Consider the following 223-nt stretch of genomic DNA (forward strand, 5'->3'; position numbering starts at 1 on the left):
GTTCTCGATCTCGGGCCGTGGTACGGTTGTGACCGGTCGCGTTGAGCGCGGCATCGTCAAGGTCGGCGAAGAAGTCGAAATCGTCGGCATCCGCGACACGTCGAAGACGACGGTTACGGGCGTTGAAATGTTCCGCAAGCTGCTCGACCAGGGCCAGGCTGGCGACAACATCGGCGCGCTGATCCGTGGTGTTAACCGTGACGGCGTCGAGCGTGGCCAGATC

General features: G+C 62.8%; 1 protein-coding gene. It reads left to right on the forward strand.

Annotated features, from left to right (window positions below):
• On the forward strand, positions 1-223 hold a 223-nt coding region (locus tag ASE71_RS05580; protein ID WP_244497353.1), incomplete at both ends, for an EF-Tu/IF-2/RF-3 family GTPase.

The organism is Ensifer sp. Root954 (assembly GCF_001429005.1).
Lineage (GTDB): Bacteria > Pseudomonadota > Alphaproteobacteria > Rhizobiales > Rhizobiaceae > Ensifer > Ensifer adhaerens.